A 17,186-nucleotide genomic window follows, 5' to 3' on the forward strand; every position below is an offset into this window, starting at 1 on the left:
GCTGCCGTCCCCGACACACGGCTGGACGGGGTGAGAACCCGCCGCTGGGCCGCCTGCCTCGGCGTAGGAGCGACCTCACCGGCGCGGCATGGGGCGGCAGAAGACAGTGGAAGGATTGCGAGAGTGACAGCAAGACCTGGTGACATCGACAGCGCGGCCATCGACAGCGCGGCCATCGACAGGGCTGCCGGGGTGCTGCGCGGCGGAGGTCTGGTGGCCTTCCCCACCGAGACCGTCTACGGCCTGGGCGCGGACGCCGCCGACGGCGCCGCCGTGACGCGCGTCTTCCAGGTCAAGGGGCGTCCGCCCTCCCACCCGCTGATCGTCCACCTCGCCGGGGCGGAGCACCTGGGCGATTGGGCCGAGGACGTGCCCGCTCCCGCGCGGCTGCTGGCCGAGCGCTTCTGGCCCGGACCGCTCACGCTGGTGCTGCGGCGCGGCCCCCGGGTGCCGCTGGAGACGACCGGCGGCCTGGACACCGTGGCGGTGCGCGTGCCCGCCCATCCTGTCGCGCTCGCGCTGCTGTCCGCCTTCGGCGGCGGCATCGCGGCCCCGTCCGCCAACCGCTTCGGCTCGGTCAGCCCCACCATGGCCGGCCACGTCCGCGCCGAGCTCGGTGACGCTGTCGACGTCGTGCTGGACGGCGGCCCCTGCCAGGTCGGCGTCGAGTCGACGATCGTCGACGCCACGGGCGAGACCCTGAGCATCCTCCGGCCCGGCGGAGTGACGCGCGAAGACCTCGAAACGGCGCTGGGCCACCCGCTGACGGTCCCCTCCACGAGCCGCGTACGGGTGCCCGGCCAGCACCCTTCGCACTACGCGCCGCGGGCACGGGTCGTCCTGGTCGAGCCCGAGCAGGTGATCGCCGAAGCGGAACACGCGCAGGAGTCCGGCCACCAGGTGGGCGTCCTGCTTCCTGCCGGTCTCGCCGACGCCGAGGTGAAGGCGCACGCCGTGGTGGCGGTCCCGGCGTCGATGCCCGCCTATGCGCGCCAGCTGTATGGCTTCCTGCGCGAGCTCGACCAGCGAGGCTGCGACCTCATTGTGGCGTCCTTGCCGCAGGAGGCGGGGCTGGGCCTGGCCATCGCCAACCGGCTGCGCCGCGCCGCGGGACCGCGATCCGGCCGGGCGTGACGACGCTGCCCAAGAGGGTGGCCGGCGCTCGGACCGGCGCCACCGCGCCGACCTGGGAGAAGGTCGCGCATCTGCAGATCGATCAGTCACGCGCGGATCTGGACCGGCTGCTGGTGTACGACGCCGGGCTGAAGACGACCCGCCGGCCGAGCGCCAGCAGAACCGGCTCGAGCTCCCGGCCGCGCGGCGTCAGCTCGCATCGTTTTTGGGAGTTGGAAAACACCTTCCCAGGTCCTGGCTCGGCTTGTCATCGTGTGGCGATCGTGGCGGTCAGGCCTTCGCTTTCGCGACGTTGTGCGATGAGCGTTTCTATTCTGGCTGCCACCGTCGGCAGTCCGCCGTCGCCGAGCGTTTGGCCGTCCCGCAGCCGGGTGAGGTGGCGGATGACGGTGAGGTGCTCAGCGAGGGTGGCGGGCCCTGCCGGATAGGTGGCCTTCAGCAGCTCGGAGGCGGTGCCAGGGGCTCCGGTGACCACGTGTCCAAGTTGCTTGACTGCGGTGTCGGTGAACTCGGCGACGTCGATGCCTGCCGCCCGCACGGTGTCGAGGGCTCTGAGCAGGCCGAGTTGGGCGTCATACCAGAGGCCGAAGAGAGTGAGATCCCAGATCGCGGCCGCTTGTGGTGCCTCTCCCACGAAGTGCGGCGTGCTCAGCAAGCCCAGGAGCGCGCGGTGTCGCTGAAACGCCGATCGTGAGCCGCCGTACAGGATGGTCGCCGCGTCGGTGCCGATCATCTCCGGCGAGGTCTGGATGCCCGCACCGAGGTAGGACGCCCCCAGGGCGGCCACTCGCTGGGCGGCACGTTCCGCGTCGTCAGGGGTTCCGGTGCACATCGCGACAATCGTTCGTCCGGACAGGTCTTCATCCAGTTCGGCGAGGCACTGCTGCACGGCGACGTAGTCGGTGAGGGTGAAAAGGGCCAGCGTGGCAGAGGACACCGCTTCTCTCACCGACCCCGCCGGCCGTGCCCCGGCGGCGGCCAACGGGTCGAGGCGACTCGGCGTGCGGTTCCACGCCACCACGTCGTGACCATGGGCGAGCAAGCGACGTGCCACCGCACTGCCGATGGCACCCGCGCCGATCACAGCAATCCGGTGGTCAGAGGTCTTGCGTTCCGTCATGGCGATGATCTTGCATCATCAACCTTACTTGAGGTCAAGGTGTCATTTGTAACGTTTGTCCGTCTTGACCAAGACCGAATTCGTTCCTGCAAGATTCAGTAGAAGGAGTTCGAAGACACCTGGCCCGCGGGGCGGGCCGGTGATGTACGTGCGCACCGCGGAGGCCGGCCGGGCCGAGCCACGTCGTGAGGGCGGTTCGGAGCGCATCGAAGTCTGGTCGCTCGCCGGCGCGGGTGACCCAGGCAACATGTCCGTCGGGACGGATGAGTACGGCGTCGAGATCGGAGTCCTCGGCGGGACGAGCGCGAACGAGATCGACTCAGCCCGCCCACCCGGTCACGACGGCATCGAGCGGGGGGAGACCGCCAAGATCCAGCAGCACCGCATGGGCGCGGTGCAGGAGTTCGTAGACGCGGCCGAGGTCGAGGGCGAGATCCGGGATCCAGCGGCCGAGAAGGTCGTCGGTCCCCTCCATCGGGTACCGGAGGTCGGTCGCCGTGATCATGCCGGCCAGGCGCAGCCGTACCTTGTCGATGCCGATGAGATCGTCCAGCACCTCGCGCAGGGCGGAGGTGTGATCGTCCACCTGCCAGAGGGCGGTCTGGACGCGGGTGTTGTGCAGGACGCGGGCGGCGACCGGGTGGCGTTCGGCCTGGTAGGTGTCGAGCAGCAGGTCAGGGGCCTGGCCGCGGACGACGGCGGCGAGCTTCCAGCCGTGGTTGACCGCGTCCTGCACGCCGTGTTCAGGCCCTGACCGCCGGCCGGGAAGTGGATGTGCGCGGCGTCGCCGGCCAGGAGAACCCGGCCACGCGGTAACGGTCGGCCTGGCGGGCCGCGTCGCCGTGTCGGGAGAGCCGGCCCAGTCCGGGCCGTACGACAGCACGGAGAACCTGCCGTGCTCGCGCCGCTCCTGGAAAATGTCGGCCGCGGGCGGCTCGGCGAGCTCGCGCACGAGGGCTGCGGCCCCCGTCGTAGCCGACAAGGCTTTCTGGTCACCGACGAGATGCGCGCCCGGCTGTCACCGGTCCAGTACGCGCACCTCAACGTCCTGGGCCGCTACGCCTTCACCCACGCTGACGTCGGCTCCGGGCTGCGCCCCTTCCACGACGGCCGGGCGAGCTCGCCGCCGACGGGCGGTCAGCAGCAGAACTTCAGGTATTTCTGCAGGTCGGCGAGGATGCGGGTGACACCGTCACGATCGCCTCGATACAGGACCTCCTTGCCGTCGCGGCGGGAGGTGACGATGCCGCCGCGACGCAGCAGGGCAAGCTGCTGGGAGGCGGCGGACTGGCTGATTCCCGCGCGTTCGGCGACCTGGTTGACCGACAGCTCGGCGCCCTGGGCGAACAGCAGCATGATCTGCTGGCGTCCGGGGTTGGCCAGGGCTTTGAGGAAGTCCTGGGCGGCCTGGGGTAGGTGTGGCGCGCACGTGGCGCCCACCGCGTTGTCTGCCGTCGCGCCCGCCGGCTCGGCTGGTGATGTCGTGAGTTCGGCCATGGTGCTCCCTCCTGCTCCGGCACTCTATCTCTCATTTCAACTTATTGACATATTACAAAATGACGGTACGTTCTGCGGCATGCCCCTCGACAACGACACCATCGTGATCGTCGGAGCCGGACAGTCCGGCCTGGCCGCTGCCCATGCCGCCCTGGAGCAGGGGCTACGGCCCCTGCTGCTGGAAGCCTCCGATCGGGCCGCCGGATCCTGGCCGCGCTACTACGACAGCCTCACCCTGTTCTCGCCCGCCCGATACAGCAGCCTGCCCGGCCTTCCCTTCGACGGCGACCCCGAGCGCTACCCACGCCGCGACGAAGTCGTCATCTACCTGGAGCGGTATGCCGCCGCCCTGATCGAGCGCGGCGCCGAGCTGCGCACCGGCGCCCGCGTCGAGGCCGTCCACCTCGCCGGCGAGTCCGGCGCGAGCCGCTTCCTCGTACGTCTGGCCGACGGGCAGGAGCTGGCCGCTCCTGCCGTCATCGCGGCCGGCGGTTCCTTCGGCCGCCCGCACCGGCCCGCGCTGCCCGGCCTGGACACCTTCTCCGGCCCGGTGCCGCACGTCGCCGACTACCGCTGCCCGGCCTCGCTGTCCGGCGAGCACGTCGTCGTGGTGGGGGCGGGCAACTCGGCGGTCCAGGTCGCCTACGAGCTGGCCGCCGAGCGCCGGGTGACGCTGGCCAGCCGGGAGCCGATCCGGTTCGTGACCCAGCGCCCGCTGGGACGTGACCTGCACTTCTGGTTCCGCGTGACCGGGTTCGACCGGCTGCCGCTGGCCCGCGCCGAGGCCCCGCCCGCCTCGCCGGTGCTCGATGACGGCCGCTACCGTCAGGCGCTGCGCGAGGGCCGCTACACGCGCAGGGCGATGTTCACCCGCTTGGACGGCGATCACGCGCTCTGGTCCGACGGCGGCCTCGAGCGCGTCGATGCGGTGCTGCTGGCCACCGGCTACCGGCCGGACCTGCCCTACCTCACCGACCTGGGCGCACTGGACGACGGCGGTCACCCGCGCCAGCGCCGCGGCCTGTCGCTGACCCATCCCGGCCTGGGCTATCTGGGCCTGGAGTGGCAGCGCACGCCCTCCTCCAACACCCTGCGCGGCGTCGGGGCGGACGCCGCGTACGTGGTGGGGATGCTGGCCCGCCACCTGCGCGGCGACTGATTTGACTTCCGTCTAAGCAGTGACGCATGATGTCTCCTGCTTAGATGAGCTTCTATTCAAAGGGGTGCGTGATGCGCGCTCTGTTCACCCGCCGCCTCACCCGCCGTCATCGAGCGCGCCCGCCTCTACGCCACGTTCCCGTCCTTCCGCTGACCCACGCGCCCACCTGGAGAGTGTCATGAGTGACAGTTGCTGCGGCACCACCACGATCGAGACCGAGCAGTTCACCACTCCTCAGCAGACCGCCCCGGGGATGATCGGCTTGCCGGTCGTCGTGATCGGCGCCGGGCCGGTCGGGCTGGCCGCCGCCGCCCACCTGGCCGAGCGCGGCATCGGCTTTCTCCTCTTGGAAGCCGGTGACCGGGTTGCCGCCTCGGTCGCGCAGTGGGGACACGTGCGGGTGTTCAGCCCGTGGAAGTACAACATCGACGCCGCCGCCCGCCGCCTCCTGGAGGCCGACGGCTGGACGGCCCCGGACTCCGACTGGCTGCCGACCGGCGCTGAACTCATCGACGACTACCTCGCCCCGCTGGCCAAGCTGTTCGGCGACCGGGTGCGGCTCGGCGCGAAGGTGACCGCGATCAGCCGCCTCGGCCACGACCGCATGCGCACGACAGGCCGCGAGCAGGTGCCGTTCCTGATCCGGCTCGGCGACGGCACCGAGTTGCAGGCGCGAGCGATCATTGACGCCTCCGGCACCTACACCAGCCCGAACGTGCTGGGCGCCAGCGGCCTGCCCGCCCACGGCGAGCACGAGGTGTTCGTCGACCACGCGCTGCCGGACGTGCTCGGCGCCGACCGCGACCGCTACCAGGGCAGGCACACCCTGGTCGTAGGGGCCGGCCATTCGGCCGCCACCACTCTGCTCGCGCTGGCCGAGCTGCCGGACACGCCGATCACCTGGGCGATCCGCGCCGGCAGCGCCGCCCGCACCTACGGCGGCGGCGACGCCGACGCTCTCCCGGCCCGCGGCGCGCTCGGCACCCGGCTGCGCGCCCACGTCGAATCGGGCCGCATTACGCTGCTGACGGGATTCATCACCCACCGCGTCAACGCCACCGACCAGGGCATCCAGGTGATCAGCCGGGCCCCTTCCGGCCACGAGCAGAGCGTCACCGTGGACCAGGTCGTGAGCGCGACCGGCTACCGCCCCGACCACTCCATCGCCTCCGAACTGCGCCTGGACCTGGACCCGGTGCTCGGCTCCACCCGCGCCCTGGCCCCGCTGATCGACCCCAATCAGCACTCCTGCGGCACCGTCCCGGCCCACGGCGTCGACGAACTCGCCCACCCCGAGCCCGGCTACTACGCGGTCGGGGTCAAGAGCTACGGCCGTGCCCCGACCTTCCTCATGGCCACCGGGTATGAGCAGGTCCGCTCGGTCGTTGCGGCGCTGGCCGGGGACTGGCAGGCGGCCCGCCACGTGCAGCTCGACCTGCCCGAGACCGGCGTGTGCTCCTCCAACCTGGTCGAGGCCCAGGAGCAGCGCGCCGGCCTGGCCACCGGCATCAGCGGCGGCCTGCTGGCGGCCCCCCTCCCGCTCACCACCGTCGGAGCTCCGGTGGAGTCCGGCGGCAGCTGCTGCGGCTGAAAGGAAGCACCCCGATGTCTGACGGCTACCCCACCGCCGCCCAGAAGGAGACGTTGCGCGCCCAGCACCAACCCCGGCTACGCTCCGGCGATCGCCCGGGCGGCGGGAACGCTCGCCTGGCGGCTGCAGGCCCAGGGCCTCATCGCCGAGACCCACGCCGGCGACTGGGCGACCACGACTGAGGGCCGCGCTGATCGCCTGTCCAACCTGAGTTCCCCCGCCGAGACCGCCGCCCTTGGACAGCAGGGCGGCGGTCCGCCGCGTTCCGGCCATGGTCGGCGGGTCGTCGCTGCCAGACCATCGGCTACGGCGTGCTCTACTACGCCTTCTCCGTCTTCCTCGTCCCGATGGCTCAAGACCTGGACGCCACCAACGCCCGATCTGTGCGCCGCTCGCCGGGCGGTGGCGCGACGCCCACGGCGGGCGCCCTGATGCCGTGGCAGCTCTACCTGGTCTTCGCCGCCATCGGCATCGCCTGTTCGATGGTGCTGTACGAGGCCGCGCGCGAGGCGCCTATAATTTAGACCGGCATCGAATTAAGGAGTCGCGTCATGGCAGCCCCCGCCCCCACCCCGTGCTGTGCGCCGATCGCCCGCGAGCCGCTCAGCGAAGCCGACGCCGCCGACCTGGCCACCCTGCTCAAGGCCGTCGCCGACCCGGTACGGCTGCGCCTGCTGTCGCTGATCGGCTCCCACCCCGGCGGCGAGGCGTGCGTGTGCGACCTGACCGGCGTCTTCGACCTGACCGCCCCCACCATCTCCCACCATCTGAAGGTGTTGCGCACCGCCGGGCTGATCGACGGCGAACGCCGTGGCACGTGGGTCTACTACCGGATCATTCCCGAGGTGGTGAACAAGCTGGGTGCGCTGTTCGCCCCGCTCGCCGCCCCCGCCAAGGCGCAGAACGGCTCGGTGGACGTGGAACTCCTCACTGCATGACCGCGGAGAGCAGCTGCACACCGCCGGGTGCTGGTCGTCGGCGGCGGCAACTCCGCCGCGCAGATCCTCGCCGAACCCTCCCAAGTCGCTCGGACAGGACACCAATAACATCGTCGCCGTCGCGCCCGTACGCGACGCCAGAGGCCGGGGCGCGCAACGTCCGGAAGCCGGCCGCCGAGATGGCTGCCCAGCTCCAGGCACAAGCAGGCATTATCAAACCCTCTTACTTTGATATTTGTCTATCTTGACGGGCATCTAAGTAGCGTGAGATCGTCTCTTTTGATTCGACATGCATCTAAGTGTTGATGTCTCGACCTCGCACCGGCGGAAGGGAAACCACCATGACGACGAACCAGACCAGCGGCGGCTTCATCGGCGATCTGGCGGAGGCTTTCACGCCGCCCGCCGCCGGGGGTTGCTGCGGAGCCCCCGCCAGCGACACGGCCCAGCAGGCAGCGGCGACCGCCACCTCGTGCTGCGGCAGCACAGCCGCCGCGCAGCAGGCCGCCCAGGCCGGCTGCTGCGGGCAGGCCCCAGCCGCCATCCCGGCCGCCGAGGCAGCCTCCACCGGCTGCTGCGGATGACCTCCACCATGCCGGACATCCCTCAGGCGCCCGGCCTGGGTGCCGTCGTGGAGCGGGTGTCGGCGGCGCGAATGCCGGCCACGGTGCACGAGCTGGCCCGCGACCACTACGCGGGCCGGCGCGTGGGCACGCCCGGAGGCCGTGCCGCCGCCGCCTGGCTCGCCGAGCGGCTGCGCGAGCTGGGCGCCGAGGTCGAACTCGACTCCTTCCCCGTCACCGACGTGCGGGAGCTGTACGCCACCCCGATGCTCGAATGGAGCACAAGCAGCCAAGCGCTGCGCCTGGAGCACCGGCGCGACTTCGTCGAGCACCTCGCCTCGGCTGAGGCGCCGGACCCGCGCACCGCGCCGCTGGCCGCCGCCTCCGAGGCCGGCCTGCGCGGCCGATGGGTGCTGGCCGAGGCCGGGGACTGGGCGCAGGCGTGCGAACGAGCCGAGGCCCACGGCGCGGCCGGAGTGCTGGCCGCGCGCGGCACCGACGCCGAGGGGTGGATGCCCAAGATGATCGCCGGACCGGCCACCCGCGCCGTCCCGATCATCGCCTTGCGCACCGACCTGCACGCTCGCCTGGCCGACGCGCTGGCGGTCGGGCCGGTGCTGGTGACCGGGTCGATGCCGCTCCGGCAGACCTCGGCGGACGGCCACAACGTGCACGCCCGCTTCCCCGCCTCCTCGCCCGCCGGGGGCGTGGGGACCGGGCCGCGGGTCCTGCTGACCGCGCACTACGACGGCGTCGGCGACGACCCCGGCATGCGGCTGCCCGCGGCCGCCGACAACGCCTCCGGCGTGGCCGCCGTCCTGGAGGCCGCCCGCGTCCTGACAGCGGACCCGGCCACGCGGGCCGAACTGTCGGTGGCCTTCCTGGACGCCGAGGAGACCGGGGCATGGGGCTCGGCCCACCACGCAGCCGCCCTGCCGCCCGGCACCCTGGTGATCAACCTCGACGGCGCCGCGCACCTGCACCGGGCAGCCGCCGTCGAAGCCGGCGGCCCCGCCCACGCCCTGCTGGCCACCCTCGACCAGGCCGCCCGCCTGACCGGCGTGCCGCTGCGAGCGGGCGCGATGGCCTCCGACAACCGCCGCTACGCCGCCGCCGGACTGGCCGCGATCGGCATCGGCATGGGCATGCCCGGCTACCAGACCCCCGCCGAAACCCCCGACCGCGTCCAGCCGGGCACCCTCGTGGCGGCGGCGCGCCTGCTGGTCGCCACGGTTGGACTGCTGGCCGTCCAGACCTCGGTCTGATCAGCTCACGATGACACCAGGCGGTGTCCTCGTCGACTGCTCGCCCGCGGGGATGCCGTCGGGCCACGTCGCCGGGCCGGGCGGTGATGGTGTGGTAGTGCAGGACGACGACGGCGAAGGCCCTCGCCGAGTCGGCGAGGGCCTTCGGGCCACGTGTGCGTACCGGTGTGCGTGTCGCCTCTCGGCGAAGGGCACAACGCGGCTCCAGCCGAACGGTAGTCCGCGAAGGCGATAGGTGAGGCCCGGGGACACTGGGCACACCGGCCACGACGGATGTAACCATCGGACGGCCATCCCTGTTCCCGGCCGCCGTCCCGAGCGGCGACTCAGGTCCCGGTCAGGGTGCTGCGGCGCTCGATCATCAGGACGTCCCGCCAGAGACCGTGGTGACAGCCGATGCGCTCGCGGGTGCCCACGACGCGGAAGCCGAGCGCCTGGTGCAGGCATAGGCTCGCGGCGTTCTCCGGGAAGACGCCCGACTGGATCGTCCAGACACCGGCGTCCTCGGCGGCGGCGATGAACGCCGCCAGCAGCGCCCGGCCGATGCCGTGAGCCTGGCAGCCGGGGTGAACGTAGATGCTGTGCTCGACCACTCCGGCGTACACCGGACGGGACGAGACCGCCGAGGCGGCCACCCAGCCGAGCACCTCGCCGGAGTCGGCGTCCACCGCCACGTACCGCAGGTGCGGCAACCGGCTCGCGGTGAACCCCTCCCAGCTGGGCGCAGTGGTCTCGAAACTGGCCTGGCCGGTGTCCAGCCCGGCCTGGTAGATGGCCAGCACCTCGGCGGCGTCGCTCTCGCGCATCGGCCGGATCTCCAGGCCGGGCCCGATGGCGGGCTTGACGGCCTGGACGATGGCCGAGTGCGCCCCGTCGCCGTGATCGGCGGTCAGCACGATCCGCACGCCGACGAACCCGGCCGCCGCCAGCAGCTTGCGGTACTCGGTGACCGGCAGTGCCCCGGCCTCGCAGCCGATGCGCTGCTCGGCCGCCCGGCGGCGCTCCGGGTCGAGCTCGCCGTCGACCACCACGTCGCGGACGCCGAACCGGCCGCCCGGCCGCAGCACCCGGAACGCCTCGGCCAGCGCTGCCGCCTTGTCGTCGGACAGGTTGATCACGCGGTTGGAGATGACCACGTCCACCGACCGGTCCGGCAGCGGCACCCGTTCGATCGTGCCGTGCAGGAACTCGACGTTGCGCGCGCCGGCCTGCTCAGCGTTGCGTCGCGCCGGCGCCAGCATGTCCGCGCCGGCATCCACCCCGTACACCCTGCCCTGCGGGCCGACCCGGCGGGCTGACAGCAGCACGTCGATGCCGCCGCCTGAGCCGAGATCCAGCACCGTCTGACCGGCACGCAGCTCGGCGACCGTCCCTCCGGCGTCCGCGGCCCGGGCCGGCGCGGAGTAGTGGTCGATGATCTCGTCGTACGCCATGGCCAGGCTCCTTCACTCGCAGGTGGGCGCGACCGGTGCGGGGTTGCCCATGACCACGTCGGCGGCGGTCGGGAAACAGCTCACGCAATTCTCGTTGATCCGGTACAGGCTGGAGGTGCCTTGCTTGTCGACCAGTACGAACCGCACCTCGGCCAGGATCTTCAGATGGTGGGAGACGGTGGACTGGCCCACCCCGGACGCGGCCACGATCTCGCCCACGCTCATCGGCGCGCGCCGCCGGGCCAGCAGCGACACGATCTGGATCCGGGTCGCGTCCGCGAGGGCCTTGAACCAGCTCGCGTACTCCTCGGCCTCCGCGCGCGGCAATGGCCCCTTGTTCTCATTCATCGTCAATCGACGATATTCGATTATTCGGGAAAGTGGAAGCCCGGCGCCAGCTCGTACATGAAGGGCGGCTCTCGCCACAGGGCTACTTCGGGGCTGGTGGCGCGGACCCGGGCGGTGGGCCGTTGGCGAACGGGCTCAGGCCGATCCAGCTCGGGAACGCGCGGCGGAGCGGGGCGGGGCCGTCGAGTTCGACGCGGCCGTCGTCCAGTGCCGTGCGCAGGCTGAGCCGGCCCAGGAAGACGTCGGCCATCGCGCGCAGCTCGGCGTCGACGTACAGGTTGATGTCGAGGCCCGGGTCGGTGATGCACAGGTCGGCGTCCGGGCCTTGGATGATCAGCCAGAACGCCGGCGGACGGCTGCGCGGCCGGAACTGGAATCGCACGACGGTGCGCTGCGCCGGGAGGTTCCCCGTGCGCAGCCGGCGGCGCAGGAACCACATGAGCAGGCCCGCGTCGAGGTGCTCGGCGCGCAGTTCGGCCGCCGCGAAGCGGTAGCCCCAGTGGCCGAGGGCGTCGATCACCGGGCGGAGCGCCTGGCCGGAGTCGGTGAGGTGGTACTCGGGGCCGGCGCGGCGTTCCAGCAGCCCGACGCGTTCCAGCCTGGTCAGCCGCTGGGCGAGCAGGGAGCGGGAGATGCGGGGCAGGCCAAGCACGCGGTCATCGTGCATCCGCGCCACGGCACGGGCAAGTTCAAAAGCTGTACCGCTGCTGGTCGAGCACATGTGCTGGTGTCCGGGCCGCATGCGGCTCTCCGCGGCGCCGATGGCTCCGACATCGAATGTTCACATCTGGGATCGCCTGGCCGCGGCGGGCGCTGGGCGTCCTCGCGGCGTTCGCCGCCGTGGTCACGCTGATGGCGGGGCCCGCCTCCGCCGAGGTGTACCAGGAGTGCACCGGCGCGACCAAGAGCAACGTGTGCTTGACCATCACCGATCTCGGCAGCGGTGTCGTCAGGGTCGACATCGGCATCGACTACCACATCTCGCTGGAGGACGCGCGGGCGATCCTCGCGCCTCCGGGTGATCCGTTCATGGCCAAGATGTTCGGGGACGACCCGAGCTTCGACAACTTCCTGTTCTGGGTCGACCTCGACCCGGCCCAACTGGGCGCTTCGGCCGAGAACGGGCTCAGCGCCGGCTTCTCCAGGACCGTCCCCCGCAGCTGGCTCAACGAGGACTGGGAGGGCCGGGACGAGGTGTACGGCCAGGTCGTCCTGGAGGACCCCCGCACTGGCACGATCCAGAGGTTCAACAGCCCCGTGATCAGCCTCAACGCCTAGAACGCGGCGCCGGCGCCCCCTCAGCTGATCCCGGCGAGGGGGCGCCTGCTCATGCCCTCGCGGGTACGCCGTCCGGTGGTCAGATCATGCCTCCGGCGGCGTTGACGGTCTGGCCGGTGATCCATCGGGCGGCGTCGGAGGCCAGGAACGCGACGACGTCGGCGATGTCGGCCGGCTCGCCCAGGCGGCCCAGCGGCGTGCGGGCCTCGGCGTCGTCGATGACGTGCGGGGGCACGGTGTTGATGACGTCGGTGCGGGTCAGGCCGGGCAGGACGCTGTTGACCGTGACGGACCTGGCGCCCACCTCCCAGGCCAGCGTGCGGGCGAGCTGGTCACCGGCGGCCTTGCTCGCGGCCAGCAGCGCCATGCCGGGCAGCGGCGACACGGTCAGCGCGGAAGAGATCAGGATGATCCGGCCGTGGTCGCTGATGCGCCGCGCGGCCTCGCGCAGCGCCACGAACGTGGCCCGGACGTTGGCGTTCAGGTACTGGTCGAAGTCGTCATCGGTGGCGCGGGCCAGTGGCCCGGCGGTGGCCGTGGCCGCGTTGTTCACCCACACGTCCACCCGGCCGTACTGGCTCTCGGCCGCGTCGAACAACTCCTGGACCGCCTCGGGGCGGGTGATGTCGGTGCGGACCGCGGTGGCCAGGCCGCCCGCGTTCTTGATCTGGTCCACCGCCTGGGCGGCCGTCTCCTGGTCGCGGGAGCCGATGACGACGCGCATCCCCGTCGCGGCCAGCCGGTCGCTGATCGCCCGTCCGATTCCGCGCGATCCGCCGGTGACGACCGCGACCCGATCCTCGCTACGCATGACTCCTCCAATTGGTCGATTCTCTCGATAGTCCATAGCATCGACTAATTTGGTAGAGGGTGTCAACTGTCCAGGTAGTAGACTTCCTGCCATGGCCTCCGCATCCGATGACGAGCTCGTGGAAACGCTGATCGGCGTCTTCATGGAGATCGACGGCCTGTTCAGCATGGCGAGCCGCCGGCTGGGCCTGACCCCGCAGCAAGCGCAGCTGCTGTGTTTCGCCCACCGGCTGCAGCCGTCCTTCGGCGAGCTCGCGACCCTGCTGCACTGCGACAAGACCAACATCACCGGCCTGGTCGACCGGCTTCAGCGACGCGGCCTGCTCACCCGTCAACCCGACCCCGACGACCGCCGGGTGACGCGCGTCCACCTCACCCCTGAGGGCGAGACGGTCACCGGCCAGTTCCAGCAGGCCATCGACACCGCCCTGGCCGCCCGCTTCAGCTCCTGGCCCAGCACCCAACGCGACAGCCTCGTCCACCTGCTCCGGTCCGCCACCACAGCACTACGTCCCTGACCTCGGCCGTCACTGTTGTCGCGGTCGAGCGGCGGGCTCTGGCCCTACCGCGCGCGTCCGCCTCCGGGCACGGTCACGTCGCGCCCGGCGACACCAGCCCGGTCTCGTACGCGAGCACGACGGCCTGGACCCGGTCCCTGAGCCCGAGCTTGGCCAGGATGCGGGCCACGTGGGTCTTCACCGTCGCCGGGCTGAGAGTCAGCCGTTCGGCGAGCTCGACGTTGCTCAGCCCGGTGGCCAGCAGCCGCAGCACCTCCAGCTCCCGCGCGGTCAGCTCCGACAGGTCCCGGTGCGGGGCCTGAGGACCGGCGTCGTCCCGGCGGGCGAACCGCTCCACCAGGCGCCGGGTGATGGCCGGGGCGAGCAGGGCGTCGCCGGTGCGCACCAGGGTCACCGCGGCCACCAGGTGCTCGGGGGTGACGTCCTTGAGCAGGAAGCCGCTGGCCCCGGCGGCGAGCGCGGTGTAGACGTAGTGGTCGAGGTCGTAGGTGGTCAGGATGAGGACGCGGGTGCTGCCGGTCGTGTCGTCGGCCAGGATGCGCCGGGTGGCCTCGATGCCGTCCATGCGCGGCATCCTGATGTCCATGAGGACGACGTCCGGCCTGGTACGCCGGGCCGCCTCCACGGCTTCGGCGCCGTCTGCCGCCTCGGCCGTCACCTCGATGCCATCAGCGGCCAGGATCATCCGGAACCCGGTGCGTACCAGGGCCTGATCGTCGGCGATGATCACGCGGAGAGAGTGGCTCATGAGGCTCGCCACGGTACCCGGGCCAAGATCCGGTACCCTCCCGCGGGGGTGTGTCCCGCGTTCAGGGTGCCGCCGTAGACGGCCAGCCGTTCGCGCAGCCCGATCAGCCCGCGCCCGCCTGGGTGCGACGGGCCGCGCCGTGTGCCGCCGGTGTCGGTGACCTCGATCTCCAGCCGGTCGTCCTCGTGGCGGATCGAGACGGACGCCGCCGCGCCCGCCGCGTGCTTGATCGTGTTCGTCAGGGCCTCCTGGACCACGCGGTAGGCGGCCAGATCGATCCCGGCGGGCAACGGGTCGGGCGGCAGCGACAGCTCGACGTCGACCGGGATCCCGGCGGCCCGGACCCGGGTGACCAGCGCGTCGAGCTGATCGAGCCCAGGCTGCGGCGCGAGCGCGTCCTGCGTATCGGGCGGCCTGTTCTGCGTGGCCTCATCCCGGAGGGCGCCGTTCTTGATGGCCTCGTTCTCCGTGGCCAGCAGGCCCATGACGTGACGGAGCTCGGACATGGCCGCCCGGCCGCCCGCCTCGATCGCGAGCAGCGCCTGCTTCGACTCCGCGGGCTCGGCGTCCATGACCTTGCGCGCCGCCCCGGCCTGGATCACCATCACGCTCACGTTGTGGGTCACGATGTCGTGCAGCTCGGCGGCGATCCTGGCGCGCTCCTCGTCCACGGCCGCGCGGGTGGCCTGCGCCTGGGCCCGCTGGAGCGCGTCCAGGCGATCCCGGCCGGCCCGCAGCCGCCCCTGCCAGAAGCGGACGGCCACCGCCAGCCCGCCCGCCCCCGCCAGCACGACGACAGGGCCCAGCCAGGACGGCAGCGCGGGGACGACGTCCTGGAAGACCACGCCGGTCAGCACGGCCGCCGCCGCCAGCCCTCCCGCCGCCGCCGGCCGGTGACGGCTGTAGGCGAGCGCGCCGTAGGCGGCGACGGCGCCGGCGAGCACGGTGATCCACGTCGCGGCCTCGTGGGTGGCCAGCGCGGCGAGCACGACCGTCCAGAAGACGGCCAGCGGGTACCGGCGCCGCACCGCGAGCGGCAACGCGGTCAGGATCACCAGCGGCGGGGGCGGACCCTGCTCCGAGCGGGCCCGCGGGCCCGGCGGGGCCGGCGGGGCCGGGCTCACCGGCCGGGCGGGCGGATCGGGACGCAGCCGCAGGGACACGGCCGCCGGCCCTTGCCGCCCCTCGGCGGAGGCGTCGTGCAGATCGGCCACCGCGGCCACCGCGAGCACGGTCAGCAGCAGCGCGAGCACCAGGTCGGCCACCAGCGCCCGGCGTGACGGCCGGACGCGCGCCTCCTCCGGGCGCAACACCTCCCACACGTGCTGCCGCCACATCCGCCACCTTCGTTCCACGCTCATCGGGACATTGTCCCGGCTGCGCGACCGGCCACGCATCCGTCCCGATGACGGGAGCGCCGCCCGCCGGGACTACATCGCAGTGATGACGCCGGGCTCGGGTCGTTCCCCGGAGCTACCCGGATTCGGCACGACGGCCGACGCGCCCGCCGCGTGACCGCGCCTAGCGTCGTCCCGTCCGCGGGACGACCGCGGCCTCCCGAGAAAAGGCGACACACTGATGCATCTTGCGAGAACGACGGTCCTCGCCCTGGCCGGGCTGCTCACCCTCACCGCGCCCACTCCCGCCGCCGCGGCGCCGGCGGCGGCGCCGCGGCTGCCCGCGCCGACGGGCTCCCACGCGGTCGGCGTCACCTCCCTCCACCTGACGGACGCCTCCCGGCATGACCCATGGGTCCCGGCGGCGACGTCGAGGGAGTTGATGATCTCCCTGTGGTATCCGGCGGCCGGGACGCGAGGCAGGCAACAGGCCCCCTACGTGACGCCGAAGGAGTCCGAGCTGCTGGTCAAGGACGCGGAGCTGCCCGTCGCGCCCGACACGTTGAGCAAGGTGCGGACCAACGCCTTCACCGACGCCGTGCCCGCGGGCCGCAAGCGCGGCCTGCCCCTGGTGGTGCTCTCCCCCGGCCTCGGCTCCCCGCGCAGCTCACTCACCAGCCTGGCCGAGGATCTGGCCAGCAGGGGCAACGTCGTGGTCGGGATCGACCACACCTACGAGAGCGTCGCCACCGCCTTCCCCGACGGGCGGGTCGCCACGTGCGTCGCCTGCGGGAACAAGGACGCGGACTTCGGTGAGCAGGTGGTCCGCAGCCGCGCGGCGGACGTCTCCTTCGTCCTCGACCAGCTCACCGGCGCGAAGCCGAAGTGGCGGGGAGCCGCGCTGATCGACCGGTCGCGCATCGGGATGGCCGGTCAGTCCGTCGGCGGCGCGAGCAGCATCGCGGCCATGGTGCGCGACAAGCGCATCCGCGCCGGGGCGAACCTGGACGGCACCACCTTCGCCCCGATCCCCGAGGGCGGCCTGGCCCGGCCGTTCCTGTTCATGGGATCGCCGGCGATGCACAGCCCCGGCGGCAAGGACGGGAGCTGGGGGCGCGACTGGAAGCAGCTGACCGGCTGGAAGCGGTGGCTGGTGGTGACCGGAGCGGAGCACGCGTCCTTCACCGACGTCCCGCTGCTGGCCGAACAGCTCGGCATCGACCTCGGGTTCGCCATGACCGGAGCCCGCTCCGTGGAGATCACCCGCACCTACGTCGCCGCCTTCTTCGCCCGCCACCTCACCGGGAAGCCGCAGCCCCTGCTGGACAAGCCGTCCGCCCGCTATCCCGAGGTGACGTTCGGCGGTTAGGGCCTCCGGCGGAGACCCACCACGTGGTCGCCCGTAGCCCTGATCGCGTCGACCCCCTACCGTGGACCGCGATGATTT

Annotated in this window: 18 protein-coding genes and 2 pseudogenes; 10 read left to right on the forward strand and 10 right to left on the reverse strand. The window is 72.1% G+C overall.

Annotated features, from left to right (window positions below; translation table 11 throughout):
* Positions 1–123 precede the first annotated feature (123 nt).
* On the forward strand, positions 124–1,134 hold the full coding sequence (locus MF672_RS15615) for an L-threonylcarbamoyladenylate synthase (RefSeq protein ID WP_242384025.1): 1,011 nt from the start codon (positions 124–126) through the stop codon (positions 1,132–1,134).
* A gap of 247 nt (positions 1,135–1,381) precedes the next feature.
* On the opposite strand, the gene MF672_RS15620 is transcribed toward MF672_RS15615, so the two are convergent.
* The 4 genes and pseudogenes from MF672_RS15620 to MF672_RS15630 all read right to left on the reverse strand — a co-directional run bounded on the left by MF672_RS15620 (position 1,382) and on the right by MF672_RS15630 (position 3,751).
* Positions 1,382–2,254, reverse strand: coding sequence for an NAD(P)-dependent oxidoreductase (locus MF672_RS15620; protein ID WP_247815254.1), 873 nt, complete (start codon positions 2,252–2,254; stop codon positions 1,382–1,384).
* A gap of 34 nt (positions 2,255–2,288) precedes the next feature.
* Positions 2,289–2,561: pseudogene (locus MF672_RS52115) on the reverse strand (aromatic-ring hydroxylase C-terminal domain-containing protein); the annotation flags it as partial.
* Between the two features lie 12 nt (positions 2,562–2,573).
* Positions 2,574–3,250, reverse strand: a pseudogene (locus MF672_RS52120) (FAD-dependent monooxygenase).
* A 141-nt stretch (positions 3,251–3,391) separates the two neighbouring features.
* Entirely contained in the window at positions 3,392–3,751 is a 360-nt protein-coding gene (locus MF672_RS15630; RefSeq protein ID WP_242378850.1) for an ArsR/SmtB family transcription factor, read from the reverse strand.
* Positions 3,752–3,830: 79 nt separating this feature from the next.
* On the opposite strand from MF672_RS15630, the gene MF672_RS15635 reads away from it, so the two are divergent.
* The 6 genes from MF672_RS15635 to MF672_RS15660 all read left to right on the forward strand — a co-directional run bounded on the left by MF672_RS15635 (position 3,831) and on the right by MF672_RS15660 (position 9,267).
* Entirely contained in the window at positions 3,831–4,910 is a 1,080-nt protein-coding gene (locus MF672_RS15635) for a flavin-containing monooxygenase (protein WP_242378849.1), read from the forward strand.
* Positions 4,911–5,088: 178 nt separating this feature from the next.
* Positions 5,089–6,501 (forward strand): FAD-dependent oxidoreductase, encoded by a 1,413-nt coding sequence (locus MF672_RS15640; protein WP_242378848.1) that lies wholly within the window; start codon positions 5,089–5,091, stop codon positions 6,499–6,501.
* A 311-nt stretch (positions 6,502–6,812) separates the two neighbouring features.
* Positions 6,813–7,025, forward strand: a complete 213-nt coding sequence (locus MF672_RS15645) for a hypothetical protein (protein ID WP_242378847.1) — start codon at positions 6,813–6,815, stop codon at positions 7,023–7,025.
* Positions 7,026–7,052: 27 nt separating this feature from the next.
* A complete protein-coding gene (locus MF672_RS15650) occupies positions 7,053–7,439 on the forward strand; it encodes an ArsR/SmtB family transcription factor (RefSeq protein ID WP_242378845.1) in 387 nt (128 codons plus the stop codon).
* 341 nt (positions 7,440–7,780) lie between these two features.
* Positions 7,781–8,023 (forward strand): hypothetical protein, encoded by a 243-nt coding sequence (locus MF672_RS15655; RefSeq protein ID WP_242378844.1) that lies wholly within the window; start codon positions 7,781–7,783, stop codon positions 8,021–8,023.
* Between the two features lie 8 nt (positions 8,024–8,031).
* Positions 8,032–9,267 carry a M28 family metallopeptidase gene (locus MF672_RS15660; RefSeq protein ID WP_242378842.1) on the forward strand — a complete coding sequence of 412 codons (1,236 nt, stop codon included), beginning with the start codon at positions 8,032–8,034 and terminating at the stop codon, positions 9,265–9,267.
* A gap of 326 nt (positions 9,268–9,593) precedes the next feature.
* Here MF672_RS15660 and MF672_RS15665 read toward each other — a convergent pair whose 3' ends face one another.
* The 3 genes from MF672_RS15665 to MF672_RS15675 form a co-directional block, all read right to left on the reverse strand.
* The gene (locus tag MF672_RS15665) at positions 9,594–10,700 is read right to left on the reverse strand and encodes a GNAT family N-acetyltransferase (RefSeq protein WP_242378840.1); all 1,107 of its coding nucleotides are present in this window, start codon (positions 10,698–10,700) and stop codon (positions 9,594–9,596) included.
* A gap of 12 nt (positions 10,701–10,712) precedes the next feature.
* Positions 10,713–11,048: an ArsR/SmtB family transcription factor gene (locus MF672_RS15670; protein WP_242378837.1), complete on the reverse strand. Its 336-nt coding sequence runs from the start codon at positions 11,046–11,048 to the stop codon at positions 10,713–10,715.
* A gap of 82 nt (positions 11,049–11,130) precedes the next feature.
* On the reverse strand, positions 11,131–11,700 hold the full coding sequence (locus MF672_RS15675; RefSeq protein ID WP_242378835.1) for a winged helix-turn-helix transcriptional regulator: 570 nt from the start codon (positions 11,698–11,700) through the stop codon (positions 11,131–11,133).
* A 125-nt stretch (positions 11,701–11,825) separates the two neighbouring features.
* Between MF672_RS15675 and MF672_RS15680 the strand changes: the two genes are divergently transcribed.
* Positions 11,826–12,326, forward strand: coding sequence for a hypothetical protein (locus MF672_RS15680; RefSeq protein WP_242378832.1), 501 nt, complete (start codon positions 11,826–11,828; stop codon positions 12,324–12,326).
* Between the two features lie 79 nt (positions 12,327–12,405).
* On the opposite strand, the gene MF672_RS15685 is transcribed toward MF672_RS15680, so the two are convergent.
* Positions 12,406–13,137 carry an SDR family NAD(P)-dependent oxidoreductase gene (locus MF672_RS15685; RefSeq protein ID WP_242378829.1) on the reverse strand — a complete coding sequence of 244 codons (732 nt, stop codon included), beginning with the start codon at positions 13,135–13,137 and terminating at the stop codon, positions 12,406–12,408.
* Between the two features lie 91 nt (positions 13,138–13,228).
* Here MF672_RS15685 and MF672_RS15690 point away from each other — a divergent pair, with 91 nt between their 5' ends.
* Positions 13,229–13,654 carry a MarR family winged helix-turn-helix transcriptional regulator gene (locus MF672_RS15690; RefSeq protein ID WP_242378827.1) on the forward strand — a complete coding sequence of 142 codons (426 nt, stop codon included), beginning with the start codon at positions 13,229–13,231 and terminating at the stop codon, positions 13,652–13,654.
* 73 nt (positions 13,655–13,727) lie between these two features.
* Here MF672_RS15690 and MF672_RS15695 read toward each other — a convergent pair whose 3' ends face one another.
* Complete coding sequence (locus tag MF672_RS15695; RefSeq protein ID WP_242378822.1) at positions 13,728–14,402, reverse strand: response regulator; 675 nt, start codon at positions 14,400–14,402, stop codon at positions 13,728–13,730.
* Positions 14,399–15,763: a sensor histidine kinase gene (locus tag MF672_RS15700; RefSeq protein WP_242378819.1), complete on the reverse strand. Its 1,365-nt coding sequence runs from the start codon at positions 15,761–15,763 to the stop codon at positions 14,399–14,401. The genes MF672_RS15695 and MF672_RS15700 overlap by 4 nt, the downstream gene beginning before the upstream one ends.
* A 217-nt stretch (positions 15,764–15,980) precedes the next feature.
* On the opposite strand from MF672_RS15700, the gene MF672_RS15705 reads away from it, so the two are divergent.
* On the forward strand, positions 15,981–17,108 hold the full coding sequence (locus MF672_RS15705) for an alpha/beta hydrolase family protein (protein ID WP_242378816.1): 1,128 nt from the start codon (positions 15,981–15,983) through the stop codon (positions 17,106–17,108).
* Positions 17,109–17,186 lie beyond the last annotated feature (78 nt).

The sequence above is a fragment of the Actinomadura luzonensis genome (assembly GCF_022664455.2).
GTDB lineage: Bacteria > Actinomycetota > Actinomycetes > Streptosporangiales > Streptosporangiaceae > Nonomuraea > Nonomuraea luzonensis.